This window comes from Streptococcus oralis subsp. oralis (assembly GCF_000960035.1).
Lineage (GTDB): Bacteria > Bacillota > Bacilli > Lactobacillales > Streptococcaceae > Streptococcus > Streptococcus oralis_G.
Window position 1 is genome coordinate 94,891 of sequence record NZ_JYGR01000005.1, and the last position, 14,195, is coordinate 109,085.

At 45.2% G+C, this 14,195-nt stretch carries 12 protein-coding genes; 10 read left to right on the forward strand and 2 right to left on the reverse strand.

The features are described 5' to 3' along the window. The first annotated feature begins 4 nt into the window (after window positions 1–4). From rpoZ to TZ92_RS03670, 10 genes are all read left to right on the forward strand, one after another. On the forward strand, window positions 5–319 hold the full coding sequence (gene rpoZ / locus TZ92_RS03625; RefSeq protein WP_002874282.1) for a DNA-directed RNA polymerase subunit omega: 315 nt from the start codon (window positions 5–7) through the stop codon (window positions 317–319). A 65-nt stretch (window positions 320–384) separates the two neighbouring features. Beyond that, entirely contained in the window at window positions 385–2,781 is a 2,397-nt protein-coding gene (locus TZ92_RS03630) for a primosomal protein N' (RefSeq protein WP_033630290.1), read from the forward strand. A 12-nt stretch (window positions 2,782–2,793) separates the two neighbouring features. Beyond that, window positions 2,794–3,729: a methionyl-tRNA formyltransferase gene (gene fmt / locus TZ92_RS03635; protein WP_033630289.1), complete on the forward strand. Its 936-nt coding sequence runs from the start codon at window positions 2,794–2,796 to the stop codon at window positions 3,727–3,729. Then, entirely contained in the window at window positions 3,722–5,035 is a 1,314-nt protein-coding gene (gene rsmB / locus TZ92_RS03640; protein ID WP_033630555.1) for a 16S rRNA (cytosine(967)-C(5))-methyltransferase RsmB, read from the forward strand. The genes fmt and rsmB overlap by 8 nt, the downstream gene beginning before the upstream one ends. Before the next feature lie 15 nt (window positions 5,036–5,050). Then, window positions 5,051–5,791: a Stp1/IreP family PP2C-type Ser/Thr phosphatase gene (locus TZ92_RS03645; RefSeq protein WP_000401527.1), complete on the forward strand. Its 741-nt coding sequence runs from the start codon at window positions 5,051–5,053 to the stop codon at window positions 5,789–5,791. Next, complete coding sequence (gene pknB / locus TZ92_RS03650; RefSeq protein WP_033630288.1) at window positions 5,788–7,689, forward strand: Stk1 family PASTA domain-containing Ser/Thr kinase; 1,902 nt, start codon at window positions 5,788–5,790, stop codon at window positions 7,687–7,689. Before TZ92_RS03645 ends, pknB begins: the two co-directional genes overlap by 4 nt. Window positions 7,690–7,776: 87 nt before the next feature. Continuing rightward, complete coding sequence (locus tag TZ92_RS03655) at window positions 7,777–8,535, forward strand: threonine/serine exporter family protein (protein ID WP_000344542.1); 759 nt, start codon at window positions 7,777–7,779, stop codon at window positions 8,533–8,535. Between the two features lies 1 nt (window position 8,536). Beyond that, window positions 8,537–8,992 carry a threonine/serine exporter family protein gene (locus tag TZ92_RS03660; protein WP_000176909.1) on the forward strand — a complete coding sequence of 152 codons (456 nt, stop codon included), beginning with the start codon at window positions 8,537–8,539 and terminating at the stop codon, window positions 8,990–8,992. Between the two features lie 118 nt (window positions 8,993–9,110). Then, window positions 9,111–10,283, forward strand: a complete 1,173-nt coding sequence (locus TZ92_RS03665) for a hydroxymethylglutaryl-CoA synthase (protein ID WP_033630554.1) — start codon at window positions 9,111–9,113, stop codon at window positions 10,281–10,283. Further along, on the forward strand, window positions 10,283–11,557 hold the full coding sequence (locus tag TZ92_RS03670) for a hydroxymethylglutaryl-CoA reductase, degradative (RefSeq protein WP_033630287.1): 1,275 nt from the start codon (window positions 10,283–10,285) through the stop codon (window positions 11,555–11,557). Before TZ92_RS03665 ends, TZ92_RS03670 begins: the two co-directional genes overlap by 1 nt. 33 nt (window positions 11,558–11,590) lie before the next feature. On the opposite strand, the gene TZ92_RS03675 is transcribed toward TZ92_RS03670, so the two are convergent. Both TZ92_RS03675 and TZ92_RS03680 read right to left on the reverse strand, forming a co-directional pair. Beyond that, window positions 11,591–12,556, reverse strand: coding sequence for a LacI family DNA-binding transcriptional regulator (locus TZ92_RS03675; protein WP_000225991.1), 966 nt, complete (start codon window positions 12,554–12,556; stop codon window positions 11,591–11,593). Next, window positions 12,537–13,991: a sucrose-6-phosphate hydrolase gene (locus TZ92_RS03680; RefSeq protein WP_033630286.1), complete on the reverse strand. Its 1,455-nt coding sequence runs from the start codon at window positions 13,989–13,991 to the stop codon at window positions 12,537–12,539. The genes TZ92_RS03675 and TZ92_RS03680 overlap by 20 nt, the downstream gene beginning before the upstream one ends. Window positions 13,992–14,195 lie beyond the last annotated feature (204 nt).

Below are 14,195 nucleotides of genomic sequence, written 5' to 3' on the forward strand. Positions count from 1 at the left end.
GCAAATGATGTTAAAACCCTCTATTGATACCTTGCTAGACAAGGTACCATCAAAATATTCACTCGTAATCTTGGAAGCAAAACGCGCCCACGAACTAGAAGCAGGAGCGCCAGCAACTCAAGAGTTTAAGTCTGAAAAATCAACTCTTCGCGCTTTGGAAGAAATCGAGTCAGGAAATGTAACCATTCACCCAGATCCAGAAGGAAAACGTGAAGCGGTTCGTCTCCGTATCGAAGAAGAAAAACGCCGCAAAGAAGAAGAAGAAAAGAAAATCAAAGAGCAAATCGCTAAAGAAAAAGAAGATGGTGAAAAAATTTAAGGTTGGGGGGACTCAATCTTATTTTTTCTATTGCAAGAATTTACTGACAAGAAGGAGGTGAGAAGATGGCTATAGCAAAGATTATCGTGGATGTTCCCCTGATGCAGACGGACCAGCCCTATAGTTACAAGGTTCCTGAGGAATTTGTAGACATGCTGGAAGTCGGTATGCGGGTCCATGTCCCCTTTGGTAAGGGCAATCGTTTGATCCAAGGTATTGTGCTTGGCCTGGAGTCCCAGTCGGATGAAGAGGTTGCTGATCAGGACTTGAAAGAGATTGCGGAAGTGCTGGATTTTTCCCCGGTTCTCACTCAAGAGCAACTCTGGCTGGCTGAGGAGTTACGCAAGTCTGTCTTTTCTTATAAAATCTCCATTCTAAAAGCCATGTTGCCGGGATTTTTAAACTCCAGTTATGATAAGATTCTCTATCCTCTGGAAGGCCTAAGTCAGGCAGACAAAGAGCGTCTGTTTGGTTCCGAAGATTCGCTAGCCTTTTCTTCTCTAAACCTTGCTAAACAGGCAGAAATGATGCGCTTGACCAGGAAAGGTCTGCTCCGCTTAGAATACCAGGCAGTCGATCAAAAGAAGGTCAAGACCCAGTCTTGGTATGAAGTTGATGCCACTCAGCTAGAGAAGATCGAGATTTCTGCGCGTGCTAAGAAAAAAGCAGAGCTGAGAGACTATTTGCTGTCTCATCCTGAGAGTGCTCCTCTGGCTAGTTTGTTAGAGTCCTACTCACGCGAGCAAGTCAACTTCTTTGTGGAGCAAGGAGCTGTGTCCATAGTCCAAAAGGAAGTGCAACGCTCAGCTACTTATTTTGAAGGCATTGAAGCAAGTACACCTTTGGAGCTGAACCCAGAGCAAAGACAAGCTCGCGATGCGGTTGTCAGTGCTATTGGTAGTCAACAGCCTCCATTCCTCCTTCAAGGGATTACAGGAAGTGGGAAAACGGAGGTTTACTTGCAGATTATCCAAGGAGCCTTGGATAAGGGTAAGACGGCTATTTTGCTGGTGCCTGAGATTTCTCTGACGCCACAAATGACGGAGCGTTTTATTGCTCGATTTGGTGAGAAAGTAGCCATTCTTCACTCAGGCCTGTCCAATGGTGAAAAGTACGACGAATGGCGCAAGGTTGAGCGTGGCGATGCCCAAGTTGTTGTTGGCGCTCGATCAGCTATCTTTGCTCCTTTGAAAAATCTAGGTGTTATAATTATCGACGAAGAGCATGAAGCTAGCTACAAACAAGACAGCAATCCCCGTTATCATGCTAGAGAGGTCGCCATTCTACGGGCCCAGTACAATCAAGCAGCCCTAGTCCTTGGCTCAGCGACACCGAGCTTAGAGAGCCGTGCGCGTGCTGGAAAAGGTGTCTATCAACACTTACGTCTGACCCAACGGGCCAATCCTTTAGCCACTATTCCTGAGGTTCAAGTGATTGACTTTCGGGACTATATCGGGCAGAATGAGACGTCAAACTTTACCCCTCCTTTGCTAGAGGCCATTCAAGATCGCCTGGATAAAAAAGAGCAGGTAGTCCTCATGCTCAACCGTCGGGGTTATTCTAGCTTTGTTATGTGTCGAGAGTGTGGGACGGTAGATAGCTGCCCCAACTGCGATATTTCTCTGACTCTCCACATGGATACCAAGACCATGAACTGCCATTACTGTGGCTTTTCCAAGGGAATTCCTCATGTCTGTCCCAACTGTCAGAGCCACAGTATTCGTTACTACGGGACGGGGACTCAGAAAGCCTACGATGAACTAGCAGAACTCTTTCCTCAGGCTCGCATTCTGCGGATGGATGTGGATACGACTCGCAAGAAAGGCAGTCACCAAGCTCTTCTTGACCAGTTTGGTCAAGGGGAAGCGGATATCTTGCTGGGAACTCAGATGATTGCCAAGGGCTTGGATTTTCCAAATGTGACCCTAGTCGGAGTTCTCAATGCAGATACGGCCTTGAATCTGCCTGATTTCCGTTCTTCTGAGAGAACCTTCCAACTCTTAACTCAGGTGGCAGGCCGTGCAGGTCGAGCGGAAAAGGCTGGGCAGGTCTTGATCCAGTCTTACAATCCTGAGCATTATGCTATTCGTTTTGCCAAAGATCAGAACTACGAAGGTTTTTATGCTTATGAAATGAGTATCAGGCGCCAACTCGGCTATCCGCCTTACTATTTCACGATTGGCATTACCCTCTCTCACAAGAAAGAAGAAGAGGTTGTCAAACGTGCCTATGAAGTCATGGGAATTTTGCGCTCAGGTTTATCGGAAACTAGTAAAATCCTTGGACCAACGCCAAAACCCATTGCTCGTACCCACAACCTTTATCATTACCAGATTTTAATTAAATACCGTTTAGAAGATGAGCTAGGACCGACTCTCAACCAGGTCTTGGCCTTGACTCAAGAACGGGAAAATAGCGAGCTTCGTCTCAGTATTGACCATGAGCCGCAGCAATTTTTATAAGAAGGAGAAGAAATGACAAAACTAATCTTTATGGGGACACCTGAATTTTCAGCAACAGTTTTGAAGGGGTTGTTATCAGATGACCGTTACGAGATTCTAGCTGTTGTGACCCAGCCAGATCGCGCTGTCGGTCGTAAAAAAGTAATCCAAGAAACCCCAGTCAAGCAGGCTGCCAAAGAAGCAGGCCTTCCCATCTACCAACCTGAAAAATTATCTGGAAGCCCAGAGATGGAAGCCATTATGAAGCTAGGGGCGGATGGGATTGTGACCGCTGCTTTTGGGCAGTTTCTTCCAAGTAAACTCCTTGATAGCATGGATTTTGCGGTCAACGTTCACGCTTCCCTTCTTCCCAAACACCGTGGTGGTGCTCCCATTCATTATGCCCTGATTCAAGGGGATGAGGAAGCTGGTGTGACCATTATGGAAATGGTTAAGGAGATGGATGCAGGTGATATGATTTCCCGCCGTAGTATTCCTATTACAGACGAGGATAATGTTGGAACCTTGTTTGAGAAATTAGCGCTTGTTGGTCGGGACTTGCTTTTGGATACGCTACCTGGCTACCTAGCAGGCGAAATCCAACCTGAACCACAAGATCCTAGTCAAGTCACTTTCTCGCCAAATATCAAACCAGAGGAAGAAAAGTTGAACTGGAATAAGACTAACCGTCAACTCTTTAACCAAATCAGAGGGATGAATCCTTGGCCTGTTGCCCACACTTTTCTCAAGGGAGACCGCTTTAAAATCTATGAAGCCCTACCAGTAGAAGGTCAGGGAACTCCAGGTGAGATCCTCTCTATTGGTAAAAAGGAATTAATCGTGGCAGCGGCTGAAGGAGCTTTATCTCTCAAGCAAGTGCAGCCAGCAGGCAAGCCTAAGATGGACATTGCTTCCTTCCTCAACGGAGTGGGACGGACATTGACTGTAGGAGAACGATTTGGTGACTAAAGTAGAAACGGCTAGAAGTCTAGCTTTGGCAGTGTTAGAGGATGTTTTGATGAACCAAGCATATTCCAATATTGCCTTAAACAAACACCTCAAGGGGAGTCAACTCTCAGCACCGGACAAGGGTTTGGTGACAGAGATTGTCTACGGTACGGTAGCCCGAAAACTGACTCTGGAATGGTACCTATCCCACTTTATCGAAGACCGGGATAAGCTAGATAACTGGCTCTATATCCTGCTCCTTCTGAGCGCCTACCAACTTCGGTATCTGGATAAGATTCCTAATCACGCTGTTGTTAATGAAGCGGTGGAACTAGCCAAAGCCCGTAAAAAAGGCAGTGAGAAATTGGTCAACGTCGTCCTGCGTCGTATTTTGCGAGAAGGCTGGCCAGATGTTGACAGCATCAAACGCAAAAACAAACGTGATTCCATTGCCTATTCTCTCCCAGTTTGGCTAGTATCTAAACTCAAGGAAGAATACGGGGAAGAGAGAGCACAAGCCATCTTTAAAAGTCTCTTGGTGCGTAACAAAGCCAGCATCCGGGTGACCAACTTGAGCCGAAAAGAGGAAATCAAAGCCTTGTTAGAGGCGACTGATTCCCCTTTGGCGGCCACTGGTCTGGTCAAGGAGCACGGCCACTTTGCAGGCCATGATTTGTTTGCTGAAGGGGTTATTACTATCCAAGATGAGTCTAGTCAACTGGTTGCTCCGACTTTTGATCTACAAGGTGATGAGCAGGTTCTGGATGCTTGTGCAGCTCCGGGTGGGAAAACAGCTCATATAGCTTCCTACCTCACATCCGGTAAGGTGACGGCTTTGGACCTTTACGATCATAAGTTGGACTTGATCCAAGAAAATGCGGAGCGTTTAGGTGTGGCAGAGCGAGTGCAAACACAAAAATTGGATGCCAGAAAGGTGCATGAGTTTTTCGGTCGGGATTCTTTTGATAAGATTTTGGTAGATGCTCCCTGTTCTGGGATTGGACTTTTACGTCGCAAACCAGACATCAAATACAATAAAGAAACGGCAGATTTTACCTCCTTACAGGAAATTCAGCTGGAAATATTAGGTAGTGTTTGTCAAACGCTACGAAAAGGTGGTATAATAACTTATAGTACCTGTACTATTGTCTCTGAGGAGAACTTTCAAGTCGTTGAGGCGTTTTTAGAAAGTCATCCCGAGTTCGAGCAGGTTAAACTAGAACACGAATGTAAAGATATCCTGAAAGATGGCTGCATCCTAATCACTCCTGAATTGTATGGAAGTGATGGATTCTTTATCAGCCAATTTCGCAAGATATCAGAATAGGAAGGAACTGACACAATGGAAATAGCATTATTAACAGATGTTGGTCAGAAACGGACAAATAATCAGGACTATGTCAATCACTTTGTTAACCGAGCAGGACGCACTATGATCATCTTGGCTGACGGGATGGGAGGACACCGTGCAGGAAATATCGCTAGTGAAATGGCGGTAACAGACCTCGGTGTGGCTTGGGTGGATACTCAAATTGACTCAGTCAATGAAGTTCGTGAGTGGTTTGCCCACTACCTGGAGATTGAAAATCAAAAAATTCATCAACTAGGTCAGGACGAAGCTTACAGAGGCATGGGAACAACGCTAGAAGCTGTTGCGTTTATTGACAACCAAGCCATCTATGCTCACATTGGAGATTCTCGTATCGGTTTGATTCGTGGAGAAGAATACCACCAGTTGACGAGTGACCATTCCTTGGTCAACGAATTGCTCAAGGCTGGTCAATTGACTCCAGAAGAAGCAGAAACTCACCCTCAAAAGAATATCATCACCCAGTCTATCGGACAAAAAGATGAAATCCAGCCAGATTTTGGGATGATTACACTGGAGTCAGGAGATTATCTCTTGCTCAATAGTGATGGTTTAACCAATATGATTTCGGCAAGCGAGATTTATGATATTGTAACCAGTGATATTTCCCTAGCAGACAAGGCGGCAACCCTCATTCGCTTCGCTAACAATGCAGGAGGTTTAGACAACATTACGGTTGCCCTTGTTTACATGAACGAGGAGGCAGCAGAATGATCCAAATCGGCAAGATTTTTGCCGGGCGGTATCGGATTGTCAAGCAGATTGGTCGAGGTGGCATGGCAGATGTGTACTTGGCCAAGGATTTGATCCTAGACGGGGAAGAAGTGGCAGTGAAGGTCCTGAGGACCAACTACCAGACGGACCCGATTGCTGTGGCACGTTTCCAACGTGAAGCGAGGGCCATGGCGGATCTGGACCATCCTCATATCGTTCGGATAACAGATATTGGTGAGGAAGACGGTCAACAGTACCTAGCTATGGAATACGTTGCAGGCCTTGACCTCAAGCGCTATATTAAAGAACACTATCCTCTTTCAAACGAAGAAGCAGTTCGGATCATGGGGCAAATCCTCTTGGCCATGCGCTTAGCCCATACTCGAGGAATAGTTCACCGGGATTTGAAACCTCAAAATATCCTCTTGACACCTGACGGCACAGCTAAGGTCACGGACTTTGGGATTGCCGTAGCCTTTGCGGAGACCAGTCTGACCCAGACAAACTCAATGTTAGGCTCTGTTCATTATTTATCACCTGAACAAGCACGTGGTTCTAAAGCGACCTTCCAGAGTGATATCTATGCAATGGGGATTATCTTCTATGAAATGCTGACGGGGCATATCCCTTATGATGGGGATAGTGCGGTTACGATTGCCCTCCAGCATTTCCAGAAGCCACTTCCGTCCGTCATTGCTGAAAACCCATCTGTCCCTCAGGCTTTAGAAAATGTTGTCATTAAGGCAACTGCTAAGAAGCTGTCAGATCGTTATCAGTCTGTTTCAGAAATGTATGTGGACTTGTCAACTAGCTTGTCTTATAATCGTCGCAATGAGCCGAAACTGGTCTTTGATGATGCGAGTAAGGCAGACACTAAGACTTTACCTAAAGTTCCACAAAGTACACTGACATCGATTCCTAAAGCTCCGGCGCAAGAAGAACGCCCTCAGCCAAAGAAACCAACTCAACCAGTCGCAGAGCCAGCTCCATCGCCAAAGCCAGCCAAGAAACGGAAGTTTAAGGCTCGCTATATGATTCTTTTGGCCAGTCTTCTATTAGTTGTAGCCTCTTTGGTCTGGATTTTGTCAAGAACACCAGCAACGATTGCTATTCCTAACGTAGCCGGACAAACCGTTGCAGAGGCTAAGGAAGCTCTTAAAAAATCCAAGTTTGAAGCCGGTGAAGAAAAGTCAGAGGCCAGCGATACCGTAGCAGAAGGACGTGTTATTCGAACGGATCCAGAAGCTGGTAGCGGCCGAAAAGAAGGAACCAAGGTCAATTTGATTGTTTCTTCTGGTAAGCAATCCTTCCAATTGAGCAATTACGTCGGACGCAAGTATACGGATGTTGTAGCTGAACTCAAGGAGAAGAAGGTTCCTGAAAATCTAATCAAGATGGAAGAGGAAGAATCCAGCGAAAGCGAACCTGGAACCGTCCTCAGACAGACTCCTGCTTCGGGTTCGACTTATGATCTCTCAAAAGCCACTACGATTACCTTAACAGTAGCTAAGAAGGTGACTAGTGTCAGCATGCCGAACTACATCGGTTCAAGTCTCGAGTTTACAAAGAATAACTTGACTCAGATTGTCGGTGTGAAGGAAGCAAATATTGAGGTTGTAGAAGTATCGACTGCTCCTGAAGGAACGGCAGAAGGAACTGTTGTAAGTCAAACGCCAAGAGCAGGAGAACAGGTTGATCTTGCAAGTACGCGTATCAAACTTTCTATCTACAAACCAAAAACACCACCATCAACTTCATCCTCTAATCCTGCCCAACGTGGGAACCAAGGTTCCACAACCACTCCAAACCAGGGGAACCAACAAGGGAATCAACAAGGGAACACTCCTTCTAGCAGTTCATCCAATAATGAAGGATCTCACGAAAGTTCTCGAGATTAAACGAATCTTTGTCATGAATTCATGACAAAGATTTTTTTTCACAAGATTTTGTGATAAAATATAGGAAGTAGAAAAAAGGAGGAGAAAATGGACGAATCGAGAGAGTTGAATGCCGTCATTGATGTGATTATGCTAGCAGGAACCATTCTCCTGAAAAGTGGCTCAGAGATTCATCGGGTTGAGGATACTATGATCCGTATTGCCCATTCGCAAGGAATAATGGATTGCAATGTTCTTGCCATGCCCGCAGCTATTTTCTTTTCTATCGAAAACACCAATATTTCTCGGATGAAACGGGTGACCTCATCCTCTTATAACATTGAGAAAGTCTGTGATGTCAACCAAGTATCACGGGAGCTTGTCGGAGGTCAGATTGATCTCTCGACAGCCTTTAAAAAGCTGAAAGAAATCGGCAATCAAGCCCTTCCTTATACCAAGTTCCAAGTGACCGTAGCAGCGACCCTCAGTGCCCCTTTCTTCTCGATTATGTTTGGGGGCAATGTCTATGACGCTTTTGGCGCAGCTATTGCGACCTTATTTGGATTTGCCTTCTCTCTCTACGTAGAGAAGTTTGTCCGCATTCCTTTTGTAACGGCCTTTGCGGGTGCTTTTGTTTTCGGATTGATCGCCCAGTTCTGGGCCCGCTACACAGGATTTCCTTCGACGGCAGACCTAATCATAGCAGGAGCGGTCATGCCCTTTGTTCCAGGTATTGCTCTGACAAATGCGGTACGGGATATCATGACCAACCATATTAACTCTGGTATGAGCAAGATGTTTGAATCTTTGCTCATTACCCTCGCTTTAGGGGCTGGCACCTCTGTCGCCCTGGTTTTGATGACATAAGATGACTCTAACAAGTATTTTGCTCCAAGCAGTGGCGAGTTTACTCGCCATTATCACCTTTCTAATCGTACTGAATGTTCAACGCTCCATGCTCCTACCTGGTGGTGTTTTGGGAATGGGCGTTTGGCTCCTCTATCTCGTGCTCAAAGAACCAACCAATGTTATTGTCGCGACCTTTATCGCAGCAGTAATTGGCTCTTGCATCAGCCAGATTTTAAGTATTGTCTATAAGACACCAGCGGTAGTTTTTGTCTTGGCCATTCTTGCCCCCTTGGTGCCGGGTTATTTATCCTATCGAACGACAGCTTTCTTTGTGACAGGCGATTACAGCCATGCTATTGCCAGCGCGACTTTGGTGGTTATGTTAGCCCTTGTTATTTCCATTGGAATGGCAAGTGGAACAGTAATTCTAAAGCTCTATTACTACATCCGCAAACAACGAGGAATCTCTTCCTAATGCAGTCAAAGCAAAGACTTGATTTGTTGAATCAAGTCTTTTTTCTCTCTTTTGTCCCTATTTGTGATAAAATAGAATGAAACGATTTTTTACAATGAATGAAAAAACAGAGGTAAATATGACAATCGGTATTGATAAGATTGGTTTTGCGACCAGTCACTATGTCTTGAAATTACAAGACTTAGCAGAAGCGAGGGGAGTTGACCCCGAAAAATTTAGCAAGGGACTCTTGTTAAATGAAATTAGTATTGCGCCACTGACTGAGGACATTGTTACCTTGGCAGCTAGTGCAAGCAACTCTATTTTAACAGACAAAGAAAAAGAAGAAATCGATATGGTCATCGTGGCGACCGAGTCAGGGATTGACCAGAGTAAGGCAGCGGCAGTCTTTGTTCATGGCCTATTAGGCATTCAACCTTTCGCCCGTAGCTTTGAAATTAAAGAAGCCTGCTATGGAGCGACAGCTGCCCTTCATTATGCTAAATTGCATGTGGAAAATTCTCCAGAGTCTAAGGTTTTGGTCATTGCCAGTGATATTGCCAAGTATGGTGTGGGAACTCCAGGTGAGCCAACTCAGGGTGCTGGAAGTGTGGCGATGTTGATCACCCAGAATCCACGCATTATGGCCTTTAACAATGATAACGTTGCCCAAACGAGAGACATCATGGATTTCTGGCGTCCGAACTATTCAAGCACTCCTTATGTAAACGGCATGTACTCGACCCAACAGTACCTTGATTGCCTGACAACAACTTGGGATGAATATAAGAAACGCTATGATTGGACTATGGATGACTTTGCGGCTATCTGCTTCCACTTGCCTTATCCTAAGTTGGCCCTAAAAGGCTTGCGCAAGATGATGGACAAAACTTTGTCTAAAGAAAAACAGAATAGTTTACAAGAAAACTTTGATAAGTCCATTCTCTACAGTCAGATGATTGGGAATATCTATACAGGTTCCCTCTTCCTCGGGCTCCTCTCTCTATTGGAAAATGCAGAGACTTTGAAGGCTGGAGATAAAATTGCCCTCTACAGTTACGGAAGTGGCGCGGTGTCAGAGTTCTTTAGTGGAGAGCTGGTAGAAGGTTATGAGGCTTACCTTGATAAGGATCGTTTGAGCAAACTTAAACAACGTACAACATTGTCTGTTGCAGACTATGAAAAAGTCTTCTTCGAAGAATTGCAGTTGGATGAGTCTAGCTCAGCCCAATTTGCAGGTTTTGAAAATCAAGACTATGCCTTGGTTGAAATTGTCGACCACCAACGCCGTTATAGCAAGGTTGAAAAATAATGAAGATAAGTTGGAATGGATTTTCTAAAAAATCATACCATGAGCGCCTGGAGTTGCTGAAAGCTCAGGCGCTCCTTAGTCCTGAAAGGCAAACCAGTCTGGAGCAGGATGAACAAGTCAGCTTGGCAGTTGCAGACCAGCTGAGTGAGAATGTGGTAGGAACTTTTTCTCTGCCTTATTCCATCATTCCAGAGCTTTTGGTGAACGGTCAGGACTACACAGTTCCCTATGTGACAGAAGAACCGTCTGTGGTTGCTGCGGCCAGCTATGCTAGTAAAATCATCAAGCGGTCAGGTGGCTTTACTGCTCAAGTACATGAGCGCCAGATGATCGGTCAGGTGGCCCTTTATCAAGTTGCTGATCCAGAGCTAGCGCAAGAGAAGATTGCCAGCAAGAAAGCCGAACTCTTAGAACTTGCCAATCAAGCCTATCCTTCTATCGTCAAACGTGGTGGTGGGGCGCGTGATTTGCATGTAGAGCAGATCAAAGGTGAAACAGACTTTCTCGTTGTTTATCTTCATGCCGATACCCAGGAAGCCATGGGGGCTAATATGCTCAATACCATGCTAGAAGCCTTGAAGCCAGTCTTAGAAGAACTCAGTCAGGGACAGAGTCTCATGGGAATCCTGTCCAACTACGCGACCGATTCTCTGGTGACTGCAAGCTGTCGTATCGCCTTTCGCTACTTGAGCCGACAAAAGGATGAAGCCAGAGAAATAGCAGAGAAAATAGCCTTGGCTAGCCAGTTTGCGCAGGCTGATCCCTACCGAGCAGCGACTCACAATAAAGGGATTTTTAATGGTATTGATGCCATTTTGATTGCCACTGGTAATGACTGGCGTGCCATAGAAGCTGGGGCCCATGCCTTTGCCAGTCGAGATGGACGCTATCAAGGTCTCAGTCGATGGAGTCTAGATAGGGACACAGAAGAATTGGTGGGCCAGATGACACTGCCCATGCCGGTAGCGACCAAGGGTGGCTCAATCGGACTCAACCCACGTGTAGCCCTCAGTCATGAACTACTAGGAAATCCTTCAGCTAAGGAATTAGCTCAGATTATCGTGTCCATCGGTCTTGCCCAAAACTTTGCGGCCCTCAAAGCCTTGGTAAGTACGGGCATCCAGCAAGGCCACATGAAATTACAGGCCAAATCCCTAGCTCTCCTAGCAGGTGCTAGTGAGTCCGAGGTTGCTCCCCTCGTTGAGCGCCTCATTGCAGATAAAACCTTTAACTTAGAGACAGCCCAGCGCTATCTCGAAAACTTAAGATCATAAAAACTCAGACAAATCAGTCTGAGTTTTTTGTACTTAAATACTTTTTCCTGGTAATAGGGTGACTGGTAAGAAGTAACCAGTTGTCGCAACTTCCTTGCCTTCAATCTTCTGCAAGAGAAGATCAACAGTGAGTTGGGCAATCTCTTTCATAGGTTGCTTAATAGTTGTCAGGTGAGGATAGTAGTTCTCGATAAAGTAAGTCCCATCATAGCCGATGACCTTGAGCTCTTCAGGAACAGAAATTCCCAGCTCCTGAGCGATTTTAATGACCAGAATAGCTGTCAAATCATCCGAAGCAAAAATCGCATCTGGTTTCTGATGGGTCAAGATGTTCTTGATTTCCATTTCTTTTCTAACGGGCGAAAAGTCACTCGAAACATTGATAATAGGCGCTTTTGGGAGAACAGAGGCAAAACCAGCATGGCGCAGTCCAGTCGGTGAATTCGAGTTATCATTTCCTGTAATCATGATGATAGACTGGGCGCCAGTCTTGACCAAGGTTTGGGCGGCGAGGACCCCGCCACCGTAGTTATCAGAGGAGACGACAGGGATGTCTGGTGACAAGTTTCGGTCAAAGGAAATGATCGGTGCTGTCACACGATTGTAGTCCTCGATTCCCAAGTTGTGACTTCCAGAAATGATACCATCGACCTGATTGGCCTCCAGCATTTCAATGTACTCCCGTTCTTTTTCAGAGTCATGTTCGCTGTTACAGATGATGGTCTTGTAGCCATTCTTGAAGAGCTGGTGTTCCAACTTATCAATCAACTCTGCATAAAAGACATGACTGATGTTAGGAAAAATAAGTCCAATCAACTTGGCAGATTTTCCTTGGAGGCTTCGAGCCAGATTGTTGGGTTTGTAGCCCAATTCTCGCATGGCTTCATTTACCTTTTGAATGGTTTTCTCAGATAGATAACCCTTTTTATTGATGACCCGTGAGACGGTAGTGGGGCTGACGCCTGCAAGTTTTGCGACATCAGTTAGTTTTGCGACCATAATCTAATTCATAGTAAGTTCCAGTTGGGTTTCCAGACTTGATGAGGATACCATTTTGGTTTGCATGTGGGAAGACACGACCAGAAAATACTTTTTCTCCTTTATTGATGAAAATTTCAAAGACTGACTTGTCGATGAAGATAGTGGCAGTAGTAGCTTGGTTATCGATAGGGCAAGAACGTGTCGTACCAAATTCTTGGGCGTACTGTTCACCAGCCTGACTACGATCCACTATCACCTGTCCATTGACAAGGTCAAAGTTGATTGAAAGCCCCTTGCCTTCTTTATCAGCGAGCAAGACAATCTCGCTTTGGCTATTGGCCTCCAAGTTGAGCTCCAATTCATAGGTGTTATTGGTTTGAGTACGATTTGAGAAGACCTCTTCAGAAGAACGAAGTTCTTTGACGGCTGAGACAGGATATTGGTAGAGTTTGCCATCTTTGATAGTGAGTTCTTTGACCAATGAGAAGGTTCCTTGGTGGTCAAAACGGTCAGATGGGTAAGAAACATCTGGCAGTCCAAGCCAACTTACTGCTAGTGCACGTCCATCTGGAGCGTTGAAGGCTTGCGTTGCATAGGCTTCGAAACCATAGTCTAGATTTTGCAATGGAGACACATCTACCATTTTGGCATTTTCAGGGGCAAAGGAAGCTCCGATTTTGTACATGTTTGGATAGATATTATCATAGTCTAGGACACCCTTATCCAATCCTTGTGGGCAGTAGAGAAGGACAGGGTGCTCCCCTACAAAGACCAGATTTGGGCATTCCATCATGTAGGCAGTACGGTCGTTAGCAAAGTCAAGGTCGCCAACTGCTTGCCAGTTTGTATAATCATTGTCCACAGCCTTGTAGAGACGGACGAAGCCTTTTTTCTCCAAGTCCTGTCCACCGACGATGGCATAATATTGACCCTTGAAGTTAAAAATTTGTGGGTCACGGAAGTGATCAGTAGAGTCTGATGGCTGGTCAATCAAGATCTTGTCAATCTTTGTAATCTTGCCATCCTTATCCATCAGAGCACCAATCTGGTAAGGGTGACGAATCCAATTTTCATCACGGACATTTCCAGTATAAAATAGGAACAACTGATCGCCGAACTGCATGGCAGAACCAGAGTAGGCACCGTGGCTATCAAATGGAGTATCTGGCAAAACTTTGACTCCAGTTTCTGTAAAGTGCACTAAATCATCACTTTCAAGCTGCACCCAAGACTTCAACCCATGGGCTGCACCAAAGGGGAAGTTCTGGTAAAAGAGAATCCATTTGCCATCAAAATAAGAAAAGCCATTTGGATCATTGAGAAGCCCTGTTTTAGGCTCGACATGGTAACGAGTATGCCAAGGAGATTGTGCCATCTTTTCCTTGATTTGTTTGATTTCATCATTAGACCAATCTTCATAGCGTCTATAACGGCGCTCAGTTGTCCATTCCATTTTATCTTTCCTCCATAAGTTCTATTCTATTATTAATAGTAAACGTTTTCGGCAAAAAAAGCAAGTCTTTTATGTTAAAAAAAAGAAAAATATGTCAAACGGTTGCCAGAATTTAAGTAAAGGAAATCTGGCAAATTTTCACGAAAAAATGAAAGAAAATGTAAATAAAAGCCTTGATTCCTCAAGTATAAAGATATTTTTTTG